This is a genomic window from Hymenobacter sp. BT730 (assembly GCF_030542105.1).
Classification (GTDB): Bacteria; Bacteroidota; Bacteroidia; order Cytophagales; family Hymenobacteraceae; genus Hymenobacter.
Genome location: NZ_JAUOFB010000002.1, coordinates 372112 through 391861, shown reverse-complemented (window position 1 = coordinate 391861; position 19750 = coordinate 372112). Strand labels below are relative to the sequence as shown.

Below are 19750 nucleotides of genomic sequence, written 5' to 3'. Positions count from 1 at the left end.
GGCAGGCTAGCAACTACTTAGAATTCGATTAATCGACTGGGATAATGGTGGGGTTGGCTACCCGCTCACCATGGGGCGCCTGCACCGGAGTGGCCAGGATTTCAGCCAGAACAGGATCCGGGCTTTCGGGTTCGGGTGCATCTGTCCATACTTTCCAGCTGGCCTCGCCTTTGGTCCAAAGCTCATCCAGCAGGTTCCGGTCGCGGAGAGTATCCATGGGCTGCCAGAAGCCCTGGTGGCGATAGGCGGACAGTTGGCCGCTGGCAGCCAGCCGCTCCAGCGGATCTTTTTCCCACACGGTGTCGTCGCTGTCAATGTAGTCGAGCACGCCGGGCTCCAGCACAAAGAAGCCGCCGTTTATCCAAGGCGTAGCTTCCCCTTCGGGCTTTTCTGTGAAGCTACCAATAGTGCCCTCGCCCTCACTTAAATTAAACACGCCAAAGCGCCCTGGCTGGCGCACCGCCGTGAGGGTAGCCAGGCTGCCTTGCTCCCGGTGGAAGCGCACGGCAGCCCGAATGTCCACGTCGCCTACACCGTCGCCGTAGGTCATGCAGAAAGGCTCATTGGGACTGAGGTGTTCCCGCACACGGCGCAGGCGGCCACCCGTCATGGTTTTTTCGCCGGTATCCACCAGCGTCACCGTCCAGGGCTCCGCGTGGTTGCGGTGTACCTGCATTTCGTTGCGGTCCATGCGGAAGGTGACATCAGAGTTCCGCAGGAAATAATCGGCGAAATATTGCTTGATCATATGCCCTTTGTAGCCGCAACAGATAACAAAGTCGCGGATACCATGGTGGGCATATATTTTCATAATGTGCCACAGTATGGGCCGTCCTCCTACCTCTACCATGGGCTTGGGCCGAATCCCGCTTTCCTCACTGATGCGGGTACCGTAGCCCCCGGCTAGTATCACTGCTTTCATGGGAGAGAGACTGTTTAAGAGTGATAAAGAATAGAATAGAAGACAAGTGAAGTTGCTCTGCACCACTTCAGATTGAGAGTAGTACAAGTTGTATGAATGTAGTAATTATTATAATAATGTCAATAAAAATTATAAATAAATTTTACAATAATTATATCTACAATCAGCAAAGTACACGCATAACAATATCCTTCACCGGGGTAGGTTAGCAGGTAATCCAGGCTTTAAGGGTAGCTGGAAGCGCTATTGCGCCGCTACAGAATGGCGGTTTGCCAGTTGGGCCAGCATGCGGGCCGCTACCAGGTACACAAAGCGGGTATTGGTAGTCAGGTAGCGGCGCCACAGGCGCCGGGGTTCCAGCCACAGCCGATAGGCCCACTCCAGCCACAGGCGCCGGGCCCAGGGTGGCAGGCGGCGCTCCAGACCGGCATACACCATAAAGGCCTGGCCTACACCCAGCATACAGGCCGGCACTCGTCCCTTATGGGCGGCCATCCAACGCTCCTGGCGCGGACATCCCAGGGCCACAAATACCAGATCGGCGTCGCTGGCGTTGATGGTAGCCACGTCGGCCTCATCTTCGGCGGGGGTTAGCGGGCGGAAAGGTGGCGCCAGCATCCCGGCAATTCGAAGCGTGGGTAGCTCCCGCTCCGCCCGGGTGGCAATAGCGGCCAGTACTGCGGGGGTAGTGCCGTAGAAAAATACTGATTTTCCCTGGCGGGCAGCGGCTTCCAGCAACTGCGGCAGCAAATCCATGCCGGCTACACGGGGCTGTGGACCACCACCAAACCACCGCACACTGGCCGCTACGGGGCTGCCATCGGGGGCTACCAGGGCCGCCTGGTTTACAATAAGCCGGAACTGCGGGTGGCGGTGCGCTTCCACCACCATATGAACATTGGCAAAGCACACGTACTCCGAGGCCCGCCGGGTAGCCAGCGCCAGAATACTGTCCACAAACTGCTCCGTTGTTCCGGTTGAAATCCAGGTGTCCAGCACCAGCTGTTTGGGCAGCATCTCTTTTCCCTTATTGGTTAATAGTAGATTTAACAAGTTGCCGGTGCACCCAGCTCCTGAAAGGAATAGGTGGGGCTGGAAAACCGGCAGCAGCTTTTGCCGGATCATATGCCTGCAAAAGCAGTTTGCGGCTCCTTAGTAAGCATTTTTTTCGCCCTTTACCATGTTCCAGACGGTGCGGCCGATAATCTTCATATCCAGGCTAAACGACCAGTTCTCCATGTACTGCAGGTCATACTCCACCCTTTTTTCCATGGCCTGGGGGGCGCGGGTTTCACCACGGTAGCCATTTACCTGGGCATATCCGGTAATGCCCGGCGTTACGGCATGGCGCATATGATAAGTGGTGATATACTTGGAGTATTCTTCCAGCTGACTGATCATATTGGGCCGCGGCCCTACCACCGACATGTGGCCCAGCAATACATTAAAGAACTGGGGCAGCTCATCCAGATTGTATTTGCGCAGGTAGCGGCCCACGCGGGTAATGCGCGGATCCTGCTGGGTGGCCTGCAGCTCGGGGTTCGGGTGGTCGGCGCGCATGGTGCGCAGCTTGTAACAGGGAAACAGCTGGTTGCGCTTGCCGGGCCGCATCTGCTTAAAGAACACAGGTCCGGGAGAATCCAGCTTGATGAGCAGCGCCAGTACGGGAAGCAGCACCGGAAAAATACCCACAATCACAAACAGCGAAAAGCACACATCGAACAGGCGTTTCAGGGTTTGGTTGTAGCGGATGCCCAGCGGCTGACTGCGAATAGTGAGAATAGGCAGATGGTCGTAGAAATATACGTTCACCTCTTTGTGCACTGTACCGCAGAAATCGGGGATGATGCGGAAGGTTAGAAAATGCTCGTCGGCAAACTGGGAAAGCTCCTCAATGAGGTGCCGCCGGTCCATGGGCAGCGTGAAGTACAGCGTATCAATCTGGGCGCGCAGGCAATAGTCTTTTAAGTCCTGCAGGGGGCCGCGCACTAAGGGGCGCAAGCCGGGCGCCACGGGCTCATCGGCAAAAAAGCCCATAAACTCGTCGCCAATAGGGTCGTGCGATACCAGGAACCGGTACAGTTCCTGACCGGAGTCGCCGGCTCCTACAATTACGTAGCGGCTATGCGGCCGGGATATTACTTTGTGATAGGTGCGATACAGAAAAGTAAGGAGGAAGCGCATGCTCACGACGCCTACCACCGAGAAGGCATATACCGTAAACAGATAGCGCAAAGGCACCCAGTATATCTGTAGCAGCAAAGCCCCCAGCAACACCACTGCGGCATGCAACAGGAACGTGCGCAGCAGGTACATGAGCTTCTCCGGGTAGGTTATCAGCTTATCTACCCGGTAAATATTGGCGTACTGCCCGGAGAGAATCCACCAGAGCATGCCGAAAATAACGAACAGCAACGGAGTGTAGCCCTCAAAGCCCCAGCTGGTATATAGCACGCGGCTGGTAAGACGGAATGCCATAAAAATGACCAGCACGTCCACGATTGGGAAGATAAGGCGTGAACCGTCTGAATAGTGTCTATAACGTTCCATAAAACTTCTTCACAGCTACCAATTACACTTTATGTGACACCCTAAGTACGGGAATATTTATGCTTTAATCAATATTATTTATAACAATTTTTAAGTTTTAAACAATTTTATTTTAAAAAATTACTATAATTCAATTGGTCTAAAAAAGGTACTGCTTCTGATTAACGGGTTAAAAAGCCAAGCTGCGCCACTTTTTCTGACTAGTTGCCTTCTTACCTTATATCAGGTAGCAGTTGGCTAGCGCCCTTGTATGCCCGGGTAGAGTTCGGGCACTATATCACTCTGCACAAACTCTTTGGTGCGGACGTTCATCATGCTTAATCGGCCGGAAAAGCCGGCTCCCTGATCCAGGTTCCATACGTTGGCCCGCTGGCAGGGCACCTGGCTCCAGTTCCAGGTAGGCGTATGGCCGATAAAGCATTCCTGGTACCCCAGGGCCTCCTCTTTCCTGTTCCACAGCTCCCGCGACCATATTAATTCATAGGGGTCTTGCTCGGCAATGGGCTCGGTGGGGTCGTAGCCAGCGTGCACGTAGAGGTTGTTTTGCTCGTCTTCAAAGTAAGGCCGCTGCTCCCCGAAAAAATCCTTAAAGTGCCGTCCCAGGTCCGCTTTTAGCACTCGTTTATAGGCCTCTAAAGTAGCCTGGCCGCCCTGCATGTACCAGGAGAAGTTTATATCTGCTTCCGAAGACTGGGTAGCCAGCCACTCCGCCGCCCACCAGTCGTGGTTGCCTTGCAGCCAGATGCTGTTGGAAATATTTAATAGCCGCTCGACACACTCCGGCGTTTCCGGCCAGCCGTCCGCTACGTCGCCCAGCTGAATGAGGCGGTCAATGCCCGGCCGGAACGGGCTGCGGTCCAGAACTTGCTCCAAGGCCCGGAAGGCTCCATGAATGTCCCCGATTACATAGGTTTCCATGCTTATCTGTACGGACTTTCAGGAAATGGGGGTTGCCGGACACGGCTGCCTTTACCATGGAATTCCGGGGCGAGTATTACTTACTGAATAGCCACATGCTATGGTCTACACTGCCCTCTGGATAAAGGCTAAAGCCCGGGCTTAAACTCCTCCTTCCCATTCCCATAGAGGGTGAAACAGCCTTACAGCCGGAATGGCCAGGTATTGACCATCTGTACAGGCCTGCCTGTCTATGCTAATATGACGCAGGGAAATGCAACCGGCACCGCATAGCATGTATATACATAATTATCAACTAGTTGATATCAATTAATTGCATTTCTACAGTTGAGGTTAGGAGGTGTCTGTTAGGTTATATTGGGAAAATCATAACATCACTCCAATACAAAAATCAGGTGTATAATTCTGCCTTTACAGGCAAAGCAAAATTTTTTATACATATCTTACTATTACTAAAACACGCCCACTTAGGGCTTATTGCTGTTCGCTAAGCTACCCTCCTACCGTTTACTACCCTATTACTTTTAATTCCACATTTAACCACTACCCTAACGGAGGAAGACAACCTCTAACTGCCCATACGATAGTGCGTATGGCTTGACCTACTTATCCACTACACACCTACACCCTTTTTCTCGAGCTTACCAACTACCCATTGTTATCGGTGGGCATAGGAAATTTTTGTGCCTACTGCACTATGTAGCCCCTTTTTCTAATCGGCTACCTACTACCCCCTCCCTTTTTCTACCCTGACTTATCATCCTGTAAAACAGGGTTCAGGACTTTATTGTGCCCATTGCACTATGGGGAGGGGAAATCTATTGACTTCACTAAACCTGTTATACTCATGGAAACATCTGTCACCACAACCACATGTTGTCGGCATTTTCAGGCATTCCGATTCTCCGTTTTCATTCGCTGTTTTACCTGTATCGCCAGACTTTTAAGTATTAAATCCGCTTTTCAGACAAATTATCCTATTCCACTTAAAACCCTGCTGATTGGAATATTTTGCCTCTCCATTACTACTTCCTGGGCCCAAACCAGCAATGCCATTGTTACCGAAAATGCAAAGGCAGGCACTCCTGCCTCGCAATGGCAGATTAATGGGGCCGGAGATTTATCTATTCAGGGGTTTACTACGGATATCAGCTATAACAAAGGCGACGTTGCACGTTTTAAGATTAAAACCAACGCCAGTAATTATACCATTAACGTCTATCGGTTAGGCTATTATAATGGCAACGGCGCAAGGCTGCAAGGCTCCGCCGCCGTGAGTGCCAGTCTCCCCCAGGCACAGCCCAACTGTGTTACTGACCCGACCACGGGCTTGCTGGATTGCGGCAACTGGTCGGAGTCGGCGAGCTGGCAGATTCCAACTGACGCAGTTTCCGGGGTGTATATTGCCAAGCTCACCCGGGCCGATAACGGCGGAGCCAGCCATATTGTGTTTATTGTGCGGGATGATGCCGGCACCTCTGATCTGCTGTTTCAGACATCTGATGCCACCTGGCAGGCTTACAACATTTACGGCGACAACAATAACGGTAAAAGCTTATATACCGCCGTTTCCGGAAGCAAAGCCTCCAAAGTCAGCTACAACCGTCCCTTTGTAACGCGCAATGGCGGGGGCGGTGGCGGCGCCTCAGAAGACTGGCTTTTCAACGCCGAGTACCCCATGATTCGCTGGCTGGAGGCCAATGGCTACGACGTGAGCTATAGCACCGACGTGGACACCGACCGGCGCGGCAACCTGCTTACCCGCCACAAGGTGTTTATGTCGGTGGGGCACGACGAGTATTGGTCGGCCACGGCGCGGGCCAACGTAACAGCGGCTCGCAACGCGGGCAAGCACCTGGCCTTTTTCAGCGGCAACGAAATATACTGGAAGACCCGCTGGGAAGCCAGCAATGGCCAAACGCACCGCACCCTGGTTTGCTATAAAGAAGGAAACAGCGGCGAAAATACCTGCGGGGGCAAGTGCGACCCTACGCAGGAATGGACGGGGCTGTGGAGAGATGGGTGTGATTTTACCAGTACCGGTGGCGCATGCCGCCCGGAAAATGAGCTCAGCGGCCAAATCAGCTGGACGGAAGCCAGTGGACCCATTAAAGTGCCGGCCAGCTATAAGAACCTGCGTTTCTGGCGCAACACCAGCGTAGCCACGCTGGGCACTGGTGCCACGGCCACCTTCACCGATGGCACCATTGGCTATGAGTGGGACCCGGAGCAGGAAGAATTCCGCAGCTCCTACCCCGCCGGTCGTATTCTTCTTTCTCAGACCGATTTGGGCGGTAAAACCCACCATATTTCCCTCTACAAGCACAGTAGCGGGGCTCTGGTATTTGGAGCCGGCACCGTACAATGGTCGTGGGGCCTGGACAGCAACCACGACCGGGGCAGCGCCGCCGCCAGCCAGGATATGCGGCAGGCTACTGTAAACCTCTTTGCCGATATGGGCGTGCAGCCCGGCGCCCTGCAAGCTGGCCTGGTAGCTACCACGGCATCTTCTGATGCCCAGGCCCCCACAGTGGCTATTACAGCGCCTACCCAGGGTGCCTCGCTGCCCGCGGGGCAGGCTGTAGCGGTTTCCGGCACTGCCTCTGATGCCAATGTGGTAGCCGGCGTTGAAGTTTCCACGGACGGCGGCGCTACCTGGCGCCTGGCCACCGGTACCACTTCCTGGACGTATTCCTGGACCCCGGCAGCCCAGGGTCAGGCTACTATTCAGAGCCGGGCATTTGATGATTCCGGAAACATGAGCGCCCCTGTGGCAGTGAATGTAACCATTGGCCAGGGAGGTACACAGGTATGCCCCTGCACAGTGTTTCAGCCGACAGCAGTTCCAACCGGCACCCTGCAGAACGACAACAACCAGGCTATTCAGGTGGGTATGAAGTTTCGGGCCAGCACCAGCGGCTATATCACTGGGGTGCGGTTCTATAAGCAAAGCGGCAACACCGGCACACACATTGGGCAGCTGTATAGCAACACGGGCACGCTGCTAGCCCAGTCTACCTTCACCAATGAAACCGCCAGCGGCTGGCAGGAAATAGGCTTTGCCAACCCGGTAGCCGTTACGGCCAATACTACCTACATTATTTCCTACCACAGCGCCGCCGGCTATTATTCCGCCAATGATTTTGGGTTTACCTCGGCCATCGTGAATGAGCCCCTGCGTGGTTTGGCGAATAATGATGACGGGAAAAATGGGGTGTATGCCTACTCGCCCACTCCCGCTTTCCCTACCAATAACTTCGAGTCCAGCAACTACTATGTAGATGTTGTTTTCAATACGACGGTAGGGCCAGATACCAATCCACCTACCGTCGTTTCTACCTCCCCTGCCAATAACGCGGCGGGCGTACTGGTTTCTGCCAACATCAATGTTACGTTTGATGAAGCTCTGGCCCCCGCTACAGTGTCAGGTTCTACCATTCAACTGTTGCAGGGTAGCACCCCGGTAGCGGCCAGCGTAACCTACGATGCCAGCAGCCGCACCGCCACCCTCAACCCTACCAGCGACTTAAGCTATTCTACTTCCTATACGCTGGCAGTGAAAGGGGGCACTACCGACCCCCGCATTAAGGATTTGGCAAATAATGCACTGGCAGCCAACTATAGTGCGTCCTTCACCACCCAGGGCGTTCCGCCACCCCCACCCCCACCTTTACCCTCGCCTAATGATGGCCCCGGCGGCCCTATCCTGGTTATCAGCTCCTCCAGCAATGCATTCAGCCGTTTCCCGGTAGAGATTCTGCGGGCAGAAGGCTTCAATGAATTTGCGGCCAAAGACATTTCCGAAGTGCGCAGCAATACGGCACTGCTGAACAGCTACGACGTGATTGTGCTGGGCAATATCCCGCTGCAGGCCGCAGATGTAACCCTGCTCACGAACTGGGTAACGGCGGGCGGTACGCTCATTGCCTTCCGGCCCGATGCGCAGCTGGCCTCCCTGCTGGGCCTGACGCCCGCCGGCGGTACGCTTTCGGATAAGTACTTATTGGTGAATACAGCCAGTGGCCCTGGCGTAGGCATTGTAAATGAGACCATTCAGTTTCATGGGGCCGCCGATTTGTACACCGTGCAAACGGGTACTATCAGCCTGGCTACTTTGTACTCCGCGGCTTCTTCGGCTACCAGCAACCCGGCTGTTACCCAGCGCCTGGTGGGCACCAACGGGGGCAAAGCCATTGCTTTCACCTACGATCTGGCCCGCTCTGTAGTATACACCCGCCAGGGCAACCCCGCCTTTGCCGGGCAGAAGCGCGACGGCCAGAGTGGCCCTATCCGCTCCGATGACCTGTTTTTCCCCGACTGGGTAGACCTGAACAAGGTATCCATTCCGCAGGCCGATGAGCAGCAGCGCCTGCTGGCCAATATTATGGTGCTGGGCAGCAAGAAGCCCCTGCCCCGGTTCTGGTACCTGCCCAAAGGCCTGAAAGCCGCCGTGATTATGACCGGCGACGACCATGGCAGCGGCGGCACCAAGCCTCGCTTCGACAGCTACCTTCAAAAAAGCGCCTCCAACACGGCCCAGGCCGTAGCCGACTGGACGGCCGTGCGGGGTACATCCTACATCTACCCCAACACGCCTATCAGCAACGCAGAGGCTGCCGCCTACGAAGCCCAGGGCTTTGAACTCAGCCTGCACCTGAACACAGACTGCGCTACCTGGACGCCGACTACCCTGCTGGGGATGTTTAACACCCAGCTGGGCAATTTGGCGGCAAACTTCCCCGGCCTCACTCCCCCTTCCACCAACCGCACGCACTGCATATCCTGGAGCGACTGGGCCAGTGAGGCTAAAATACAGGCCCAGAAAGGTATCCGGCTGGATGCCAACTACTACTACTGGCCCGGCGCCTGGATACAGAACCGCCCTGGTATGTTTACCGGCTCCGGTATGCCCATGCGTTTTGCTGATCTGGATGGTACCCTTATCGATTGTTATCAGGCCACCACGCAGCTCACCGACGAGTCGAACATTACAGTTTCCACGCACATTAACACCCTGCTGGATAACGCCCTGGGCGCCAAAGGCTACTACGGTGTATTTACGGCCAACATGCACACTGATTTCCTGACCGAAAGTGTACAGGGCTCCGACGCAATTATTGCTTCGGCCCAGCAACGGAATGTACCCGTCATTTCGGCCAAGCAAATGCTGACCTGGCTGGATGGCCGCAACAGCTCTGCCTTCGGGAATATGACCTGGAATGGTAACCAGCTGAGCTTCTCCGTGAGCGTATACAACAGCGTAGCAAACCTGCAGGGCATGCTTCCTCTGGCCGGTGCTACCGGCCGATTGATCAGCCTGAACGTGAACGGCAGCCCGGTGAATTACCGCACCGAGAAGATTAAGGGTATTGATTACGCCTTCTTCCCTGCTACGCCCGGCAGCTATGTAGCCTCCTATGATGGTACTGCCTGCGTAACCCCAACCGGCACCCTGGCGGCTGCCCCGGTGCAGGAAGGGCAGAATGTCAACCTTACCTATACTTCTACTGCCGGAACCGGTCCGTTTACCCTGGTTATCAATGGCAAAGACTATCCGGGTGTAGTTAGCGGCACGGCCTTCGATACGGGCGTGAAAGCCACGTCTTCCACTTCCAGCAGCCTATGGAATAATACGGCCACCCCAGCCACTGCCTCTGTAAATGATGCAGCCGCGGTTGAGTTAGGCGTGAAGTTTCAAGCTAATGTGGCCGGCCAGATTACGGGCATCCGCTTCTACAAAGGGTCCGGCAATTCCGGAACGCACACGGGTTCTTTGTGGAGCAGCACAGGTACTTTGCTGGCAACAGCCACCTTTACCAACGAAACTGCCACGGGCTGGCAGGAAGTGCAGTTTGCCACTCCTGTTTCCATTCAGGCCAATACCACCTATGTGGCGTCTTATTTCGCGCCGCAGGGTAGCTACGCGCATTCCGGTAGCTTCTTTACTTCTGCCTTCACAAACGGCCCATTAACAGCCCTGCAGAGTGGTACGGATGGGCCCAACGGCGTGTACAAATATGGCAGCAGCAGTTCATTCCCGACGGAAACCTTTAGTGCTGGCAACTACTGGGTAGATGTGCTCTTTACGGCTCCTAACAGCGGTGACGGCTCCATCACCTTCTCCCTCACCAGCATTACCGACTCTAAAGGATGCGTGCAGCAAGGAGACCTGCAGGTGCTGACAGTACAGCCTACTGCCACGCCCAACCAAGCGCCGGTGCTGGCCCCAATCGGACCAAAATCAGTGGCGGCTTCTTCCCTGCTGACCTTTACTGCATCCGCAACCGATAAAGAAGGTAGTGTCCTGACCTACAGCCTGTCTGGTACAGTGCCTGCCGGCGCATTAATCAGCAGTGCCGGTGTCTTCACCTGGACGCCTACACCAGAACAGGTTGGCTCACACAAATTTAAGGTGGTGGTTTCTGATGGCGTGGCCTCGGCTGAGGAGGAAATTACCGTCACCGTGACCGGCGGGACGCCTACGGCCACAGCCTGCTTCCAGGATCAGAATGCGTCTGATTTCAGCAATGGCACAGCGGGCACTGGCACGTACAGGCCGGCTTCCGGCGGGGTAATACTCAAGCCACAGGTAGCCCATGACTTTGCGGCCGCACCACCCACTACCGAATGGCAGAGCTTCCCCTGGGCTCCGGGTGGCGGCACTACTACCTTCTCGGGCACCCAGGCTGTGGTAGATGGCGCGCGCTTCAATACTGAACCACTAACCAGCACGTCGTCACCAGGTACCTCGCTCGAATTTGTAGCCACCTTCGGGGCCGTCGGATTCCAGCACATCGGCTTTGGGGCTGGTAATGATGTGGACATGTACAACAATACGCCTACCTGGGCCATGTTCAGTACGGGTACAAATGACAATTTTTCCACCGGCCTTAAGGCCCGGGTCAATAACAATGGCACCCCCACGGATGTCGTGCTTCCGGGCAACCTGTATGGCACGGCCCACCGCTACCGCATCGACTGGAAAGCGTCCAGCATTGAGTTCTACATAGATGGCGCCCTGGTACAAACCACCAATGTAGCCATCAGCACGCCCATGCGGGTAGGAGCCAGTGACCTGACGGCGGGCGGACTAACCCTTTTCCTTGACTGGGTGCGCGTTACTCCCTTTGCCCAATCCGGCAGCTTTACCTCCCGGATATATGACGGCAGCACTGCCAAAACCTGGAGCCAGGCCACCTGGGATGCTGATACCCCAAATGGCACCAGCGTAAAGCTGTTCCAGCGGCAGGGTAACACGCCCACGCCGGATGCCAACTGGACGGCCTTTACGGATATTGCCAATAGCGGTGCTAACGTAGGCGGCACTTCCCGCTACATTCAGTACCGCGCTGATCTGGCCACATCGAATACCGGCCAAACGCCTACCCTGCGCAGTGTTGGCATTAACTGCGCCACACCTTCCTGTGTAATAGCCTTCACGCCGGCTACCGGCTCGGCCTTACCAGCTGCTACAGTGGGCGCTGCCTATAATCAGACCATCAGTACCGATCCTACGGGCTACAGTCTGGTTGCGACGGGTTTGCCTGCCGGTCTTTCGTTGGATGCCACTACGGGTGTTATTAGCGGAATGCCTACGCAGGCAGTAGCTTCGGCCAGCGTAACGGTAACGGCTTCCAAGGATGGCTGCTCGGTGGACGCGGCTTATACGCTCGTGGTGAATGCCGTCAGCAGCCCCACGGCCCAGACTATTTCGTTCACACAAGCCCTGCCTGATGTGAAGACCAGCGCTGGCCCCATTACGCTCAGCGCTACTGCTTCCTCCGGCTTAGCTGTTTCCTACTCAGTCACGGGGCCGGCCACTATCAACGGCAACGTCCTCACCTTAACAGGGGCAACGGGGCAGGTAAAAATTACGGCCTCGCAAGCCGGTAATGCTACGTATGCTGCTGCCCAGAGTGTAGAGCGTTTCTTCAATGTTACTTCTGACGCTGTTGCCTGCTTCCAGGACCAGAGTGTGGCTGACTTCAATGCCGGTACGGCCGGTGCCACGGCTTCGGTATCTCAGTCGGCCAACGGTGGGGTTACGCTAATGGCTAAGGCCGCAAATGACTTTGCGGTAGCACCCACTGCAGCAGAATGGCAGAGCTTCCCTTGGAACAGCGGCGGTGCTACTAACTTCTCAGGCGGGCAGGCCGTGGTAGACGGTGCGCGTTTCAATACGATGGCAGCTTCTGCCGTAGTGGGCCCAGGTGCTTCCCTGGAATTTGATGCTACGTTTGGGGCAGCCGGATTCCAGCACATCGGGTTTGGCGCCGGCAATGATGTGGACATGTATAACAATACGCCTATCTGGGCCATGTTCAGTACGGGCAATGGTACAACTTCCCTGCAGGCCCGGGTTAATAACAATGGAACTGCAACCGATGTAGTACTCACCGGTACTGAACTCATTGGCAAGGCTCACCACTTCCGCATCGACTGGAAAGCCGCCAGCATCGACTTCTATGTAGATGGAGCGTTGGTACAAACCGCCAATGTGACTCTCTCAACACCTATGCGGGCAGGTGCCAGCGACTTTAATGTTGGTGGGCCTGTGCTTTCTCTGGATCAGGTCCTGCTGACACCGTACGCTTCCTCGGGCAGCTTCACTTCCCGGGTGTATGACGGTGGCAGTACCAAAGCCTGGCAGGAAGCTACCTGGACGGCGGATGTGCCCACCGGCACGAGCGTGCAGCTGCTGCAGCGGCAAGGCAACACGGCTACCCCGGATGGCAGCTGGACAAGCTTCAATCCCATTGCCGGCAGCGGCACGAAAGTGGGCGGCACCTCCCGCTACATTCAGTACCGCGCCGATCTGGCCACATCTAATACCGGCCTGACGCCTACCCTGCAAAGCATGGGTATTAACTGCGCGGCACCGGCTGAATGCCCCACCGTGGCCTTTACGCCCGTTGCCAGCTCAGCTCTGCCAGACGCCTCTGTAGGCGAAGCTTATTCTCAGACCATCAGCACAGATTTACCCGGGTACAGCGTCTCGGCTACCGGGTTGCCCGCCGGCCTGACGATAAATGCGGCTTCCGGCGTTATCAGTGGTACTCCTACTGCGGCGGTTGCTTCGGCCAGCGTAACGATAACGGCCACCAAGGAGTCCTGCTCGGCTAATGCTGCCTATACGCTCAAGGTAAAAGCAGCCAGCGTTGCCCAGGCGCAAACCATTTCGTTTACCCAAGCGCTGCCTAATGTAACCACCAGTGCTGCGCCTATTACGCTCACGGCTACGGCTTCTTCGGGGCTGTCAGTATCGTATTCGGCTACCGGACCGGCCACTGTAGAGGGCAACGTACTTACGCTGACCAAAGCCGCCGGGGTTGTAGTCATTACGGCTTCACAAGCTGGTAATGCTACTTATGCGGCGGCCCAGAACGTGGAACGCACCTTTACGGTAACGGCAGAATCTACGGCCACGGCGTGCTTCCAGGACCAGTCGGTCAGCGACTATAACGCTGGCACGGCGGGAACCGGAATTTCTGTGGCCCAAACAGCCAACGGCGGCCTGACGCTGAAGGCGCAGGTGTCACAGGACTTTACAACTACGCCTTCTTCCTCTGAATGGCTGAGCTTCCCCTGGGGCACTGGCGGCGGCACCACCTTCTCGGCCGGGCAAGCCGTGGTGAATGGTGCCCGCTACAACACGGAGCCGGTGACGGCTGCCGCGGGCCCGGGGGCTTCCCTGGAGTTTGAAGCCACGTTTGGAGGGGCCAATTTCCAGCACATCGGCTTTGGGGCGGGTGATGATGCGGCCATGTACAACACGGTATCTACCTGGGCCATGTTCAGTACCGGAACTAATGCAGCTACGGGCCTGAAAGCGCGGGTGAGTAATAATGGCACTCAGCAACCAGATGTTATTTTACCTGGTAGCCTGTATGGCACAGCTCACCGCTACCGCATCGACTGGAAAGCGGCCAGCATTGAGTTCTACGTAGATGGAGCCCTGGTACATACAGCAAGCGTCGCCCTTTCGGCACCCATGCGCGTCGGAGTTAGTGACTTTACCGTGGGTGGCCCTGCTGTGAGCCTGGATCGGGTACTGCTTACTCCGTATGCTTCCTCGGGCAACTTCACTTCCCGGGTGTACGACGGTGGCAGTGCGAAAACCTGGCAGGAAGCTACCTGGACGGCCGATACCCCAAATGGCACCAGCGTACAGCTGTTCCAGCGGCAAGGCAACACGGCCACGCCGGATGCCAACTGGACAAGCTTCAATCCCATTGGCGGCAGCGGCACGAAAGTGGGCGGCACTTCCCGCTACATTCAGTACCGCGCCGATCTGGCTACATCGGATACCAAGCTAACGCCTACGCTCTATACAGTGGGTATCAATTGCGGAACACCAACCTGTCCTGCCGTGGTCTTTACGCCTGCAGACGGTTCGGTATTGCCTACTGCTTCGGTGGGGGCTGTGTATAGTCAGACCATCAGCACGGACGTCTCCGGGTACAGCTTCTCGGCTACCGGGTTGCCGGCCGGCCTGACGATAAATGCCGCTTCCGGTGTAATTAGTGGTACTCCCACCGGAACCGTGGCCGATGCTGCCATTATCGTAACAGCCACCAAAGAGTCCTGCACAGTAAGTGCAGCCTATACTCTCTCCATCATTTCCACCAACCAGCCGCCTGTTCTTCAGTCAATTGGTTCGAAGTCAGTACCCGCGCTCAGCACGCTGACCTTTACAGCCGCTGCTACTGATGCTGATACGGATGAAAGCCTGCTGCGCTTCAGCCTGGCCGGCACGGTACCAGAAGGTGCGGTAATTGAACCTGTTACCGGTGCATTCAGCTGGACGCCCACCGAAGCCCAGATAGGTGAGCATAACTTTAAGGTGATGGTTTCGGATGGTCAGGCGACCGGCCAGGAGCAGATTACGGTGACTGTCAGCACCCCGGCCCCCACGGATATCAGCCTGAGCAAGCAAAGCGTAGAAGAAAACAAGCCCATTGGTACGGTGGTGGGCACTTTGAGCACCACTTCTGCCAGCGCCGCTCAAAATTATTCGTATGCTCTGATAGAGGGTGAAGGCGGCACCGATAACGCGTCGTTCCAGGTGGTGGGCAGTGACCTGCAGACGGGAGCAGCGTTTAATTTTGAAGGCAAGCTCTCCTACTCCGTCCGGGTGCGCGCAACCAGCAATGCGGCCAGCGGCGCCACGTTTGAAAAGGCCTTTGTTATTACGGTAACGGATGTAAACGAGGCCCCGGTTTTGGCAGCGCAGACATTCTCCGTTGGGGAAGGCAGTGCCACCAGCTCTGCCGTGGGCACAGTGGTAGCCTCGGACCCCGATGCCAATCAAACCCTGACCTACAGCATCACAGCCGGCAACACCAACGATGCCTTCAAAATGGTGGGCAACCAGCTGCAGGTAAACAATGGCAGCGCACTGAACTACGCTACCACGCCCAGCTTCTCCTTAACAGTGAAGGCGCAGGATTCTGCAAATCCATCCTTGAGCACGTCGGCCACCATTACCGTAAACGTGACCGATGTAAATGGGGCGCCGGTTATTGCTGCGCAGAGTTTCTCACTGGACGAGAATAAGCCCAATGAAAGCACGGTGGGCACAGTGGCGGCCTCTGACTCTGATGACGGGCAAACGCTGACCTTCAGCATTACAGCCGGTAATGATGCCGGAGCCTTTAAACTGGAAGGCAATGTGCTGAAGGTTGCCAATGCGGCGGCCCTGGATTTTGAGCAGACGGCAGAGTTTAGCCTGACCGTGGCTGTTACGGATAACGGAGACCCGGTGCTGTCCAGCTCGGCTACCATAACCATAACCCTGAACCCGGTAAACGAAGCACCCGTGCTGGCCAATGTTCCTGCCTCGGCCGTTACCATTCCGGAACTGGCAGCCTACACCTTTACGGCCACCGGCTCCGACCCCGAAAACGACAACCTCAGCTTCTCGCTGGTGAATGCACCGGCCGGCGCAGGCATCGGGGAGTCATCGGGCATATTCTCCTGGACACCCACGGAGGCCCAGGGCCCGGGTACCTACGACTTCAGTGTGCGCGTATCTGATGGTAAGCTGACCTCTGAGCTGGCATTGCGCCTGATAGTAAGCGAGGTAAGCTCGGCGCCGGTGCTTGCCGGCGTGCCCGAATCGGCCACTATTCCGGAGCTGGCGGCTTACAGCTTCCAGGCAACCGGAACTGATGGTGACGGCAACGAACTTACCTACTCCCTGGTAAATGCTCCGGTAGGCGCTGGCATTAACAGCAGTGGCCTGTTTACCTGGACACCCTCCGAAGCACAGGGCCCCGGTGAATATGACATTACGGTGCGCGTTTCGGATGGCAGCTCCAATGATGAAGCCCTGGTACACCTCACGGTGGAGGAAGTAAATGCGGCTCCGGTATTAAGCAGTATTGCCGATGCTTCCATCCCGGAGCTGGCAGAATACACGTTCAAGGCGGCAGCTTCGGATGCAGAGAACAGCACGCTTCTTTACTCGCTGCTCAATGCTCCGGAAGGGGCTTTAATAGATGGAGCAACGGGTGACTTTAAGTGGACGCCTACCGAAGCACAGGGACCAAACAAGTATACTTTCTCCGTGCGGGTTTCGGATGGCTCATTAACAGATGAGCAGGAATTCAGCCTGACCGTAACGGAAGTTGGTTCGGCGCCGGTGCTTTCCGCAGTGCCCGCATCAGCTACTATACCGGAACTCTCGGAATATACCTTCACGGCCAGTGCCACGGACGTGGATAGTGAAAACCTGACGTTCTCCTTGGTAAATGCCCCTCAAAATGCTTCCATCAATGAAACGACGGGCGTCTTTAGTTGGATTCCCTCGGAGGAACAAGGACCGAATGAGTACACCTTCACCGTGCGGGTTTCAGATGGCTCGCTGGAGGATGATCAGGCCATTACTTTAACGGTAACGGAAGTATCGGTGGCGCCGGAGCTTACGGGGGTACCAACGGAGGAAACTATCCCGGAGCTGACTACCTACAGCTTCACGGCCTCGGTCAGCAATGTTGATGGCAGCGCTGGTGCTTCTCCAACCGTTGCCCCGGTGTATTCGCTGAAAGATGCCCCCGTTGGAGCGAGCATCAATCCCAGCACCGGGGTGTTCAGCTGGATGCCGACCGAGGCGCAAGGCCCGGGTGATTATACCTTCACGGTGAACGTAGCCGTTGGTAGCATGCAGAATGAGCAGCAGGTTATCCTGCATGTGGAAGAAGTAGTACTGGTGCCCACCATTGCTTCCTTCTCGCCCACGGCGGGGCCCGAAGGCACCGTGGTGACCATATCGGGTACCAACCTTGGCCAGACGGAATCGGTGCGCTTCAATGGGCTGAGTGCCCAGTTCAGCATCCGCAGTGATGCCCAGCTCGTGGCAACGGTACCGGCGGAGGCGACGACCGGGTTGATTTCGCTTACTACCCCAGAAGGAAAGGCTACCAGCCAGGCCGCCTTTACGGTCACACCGGTCATTCTCTCCTTCACGCCTACTACTGGCCCGGTCGGTACGGAGGTGCTCATCACCGGTACCAGTCTGCTAGGCGCTACCTCGGTGCAGTTCTTTAATGGAGTAGAAGCAGGCCGGTTTGAAGTGCGGAATAGCACTACCATTATGGCCGTGGTACCGGTGGGAGCACGGACCGGCAAGCTGACGGTCATCACGCCCAATGGGCAAGCAAAGAGTACGCAGACCTTCACGGTAACGAAGCCCAGCACGCCCGTTCTGGTACCGGCCATCAGTCTCTTCACCCCCGTTTCCGGGCCGGTCGGCACCACGGTAACCATTCTGGGCAGCAACCTGGAGGGGGCAACCGAAGTAACCTTTAATGGAACGCCTTGCCTGGAAATCCTGTCCAAATCCGCTACCGAAGTAGTGGTTCAGGTGCCCAGCGGGGCGCAAAGCGGAACTATCTCCGTGAAAACGCCACTGGGCGTGGCCACCAGCAAAGACCGGTTTAAGGTAACCACGGGTACCCCATCCGAGGCCCCGGTTATTACGTCCTTTACCCCGGATTCGGGCCCCATCGGCACGCTAGTGACCATCTACGGCAGCAACTTGGGCAGTAGCGTAGCCGACATCTCCCAGGTGACCTTCAATGGAACCCCCTGCGACCGGCTGAAGCTGCAGTGGATTTCGGCCAGTCAGATTAAAGCGGTGGTGCCGGCCGGGGCGAAGAGCGGCCAGATTATGGTAACGACGGGAAAAGGCTCGGCCACCAGTAAAGACCGGTTCCGGGTAACTAAGGGCATAGCCACGGTCAGCCTTTCCAGCGGCCTGATTACCGAGCCAGCCGGTGCGCTGCCAACCGCTCTGCAGGCCCTGCAGGCTTACCCCAATCCCATCCAGGGTAAGTCGCAGCTCAGCTTCTCGCTGGCCAAAGACGAAAGCTTCATGCTGGATGTCTATGATATGCGGGGCAGCAAGGTGCGGAGCCTTGGCAAGGGCACGGCCCAGGCCGGCCACCTGAATACGTTTGATATAGATGCCCGCCTGCTGGAAGAAGGTATCTATATCGTGCGGCTGGTAACGGGTTCCGAGGTACAGACTACCCGGATTACGGTTCGGAAGTAACCCGCCTCCAACAGAAAGCCCCGGCAGAAAATCAGCGTGACAGGCTGGTTTTCTGCCGGGGCTTTCTTGTAAGAAATGTCTAAGGGTATCTGGTGGCTGGGCGGACATTTTTAGCCCGGCGCAAACCTTTTGGCCGTAAAAGCTATACTGTAGTATTCCGGCGGCTTGCTGCGCCGGGCATTCCGCTACTTTCATCCCCGAACCTGTGCCTACTTTCCGCCAGAAGCTGCTGAAAACGTTCTACCCCCTGATTATGCGGCTGTCTAAGTCGAGCAGCCGGGGCAAAGTGCTGGCCAGTACCCAGAAACTACCCGCCCCGGTACCTTTCTACCAGCTCGACAGCCAGCTTAATTCGGGCAAAGATTTCTCCTTTGAAAGTCTGAAAGGCAAAAAGGTATTGCTGGTAAACACCGCCTCCAACTGTGGCTTTACCAATCAGTATGCCGAGCTACAGCAGCTTTCTGAGCAGTTTGCTGACCAGCTGGTAGTGCTGGGCTTTCCTGCCAATGACTTTGCGGAGCAGGAAAAAGACGACGATAAGACCATTGAGCAGTTCTGCCAGGTAAACTTTGGGGTATCGTTTCCCTTGATGAAGAAAACCGTAGTGGTAAAGCAGGCGGAGCAGCACCCCGTATACCGGTGGCTTTCAGAAGCCCGGCAGAATGGCTGGAATGAGCAGGCCCCGGACTGGAACTTCTCCAAGTACCTGATTAGTGAGGATGGGCGCCTGACCCACTACTTTGGCCCGGCCGTTTCACCACTCAGCGACACGGTGGTGCAACAGCTGAAAAGCCGCTAGCACTTCC

Annotated in this window: 6 protein-coding genes; 2 read left to right on the top strand and 4 right to left on the bottom strand. The window is 56.2% G+C overall.

Annotated features, from left to right (window positions below):
* Positions 1 to 28: 28 nt before the first annotated feature.
* The 4 genes from rfbF to Q4G72_RS08545 all read right to left on the bottom strand — a co-directional run bounded on the left by rfbF (position 29) and on the right by Q4G72_RS08545 (position 4390).
* Positions 29 to 922: a glucose-1-phosphate cytidylyltransferase gene (rfbF, locus tag Q4G72_RS08560; RefSeq protein WP_303311003.1), complete on the bottom strand. Its 894-nt coding sequence runs from the start codon at positions 920 to 922 to the stop codon at positions 29 to 31.
* A 243-nt stretch (positions 923 to 1165) separates the two neighbouring features.
* Complete coding sequence (locus Q4G72_RS08555; RefSeq protein ID WP_303311002.1) at positions 1166 to 1939, bottom strand: WecB/TagA/CpsF family glycosyltransferase; 774 nt, start codon at positions 1937 to 1939, stop codon at positions 1166 to 1168.
* 135 nt (positions 1940 to 2074) lie between these two features.
* Positions 2075 to 3472 (bottom strand): exopolysaccharide biosynthesis polyprenyl glycosylphosphotransferase, encoded by a 1398-nt coding sequence (locus tag Q4G72_RS08550; protein WP_303311001.1) that lies wholly within the window; start codon positions 3470 to 3472, stop codon positions 2075 to 2077.
* A gap of 237 nt (positions 3473 to 3709) precedes the next feature.
* Positions 3710 to 4390 carry a metallophosphoesterase gene (locus Q4G72_RS08545; protein ID WP_303311000.1) on the bottom strand — a complete coding sequence of 227 codons (681 nt, stop codon included), beginning with the start codon at positions 4388 to 4390 and terminating at the stop codon, positions 3710 to 3712.
* Between the two features lie 847 nt (positions 4391 to 5237).
* Here Q4G72_RS08545 and Q4G72_RS08540 point away from each other — a divergent pair.
* Entirely contained in the window at positions 5238 to 18944 is a 13707-nt protein-coding gene (locus Q4G72_RS08540; RefSeq protein ID WP_303310999.1) for a DUF4082 domain-containing protein, read from the top strand.
* Positions 18945 to 19149: 205 nt separating this feature from the next.
* Positions 19150 to 19743, top strand: a complete 594-nt coding sequence (locus tag Q4G72_RS08535) for a glutathione peroxidase (RefSeq protein ID WP_303310998.1) — start codon at positions 19150 to 19152, stop codon at positions 19741 to 19743.
* Positions 19744 to 19750 lie beyond the last annotated feature (7 nt).

Excerpts from the sequence above, each read along its gene's own strand:
- rfbF (WP_303311003.1), bottom strand. The coding sequence starts at position 922 with ATGAAAGCAGTGATACTAGCCGGGGGCTACGGTACCCGCATCAGTGAG.
- Q4G72_RS08550 (WP_303311001.1), bottom strand. The coding sequence starts at position 3,472 with ATGGAACGTTATAGACACTATTCAGACGGTTCACGCCTTATCTTCCCA.
- Q4G72_RS08540 (WP_303310999.1), top strand. The coding sequence starts at position 5,238 with ATGGAAACATCTGTCACCACAACCACATGTTGTCGGCATTTTCAGGCA.
- Q4G72_RS08545 (WP_303311000.1), bottom strand. The coding sequence starts at position 4,390 with ATGGAAACCTATGTAATCGGGGACATTCATGGAGCCTTCCGGGCCTTG.
- Q4G72_RS08555 (WP_303311002.1), bottom strand. The coding sequence starts at position 1,939 with ATGCTGCCCAAACAGCTGGTGCTGGACACCTGGATTTCAACCGGAACA.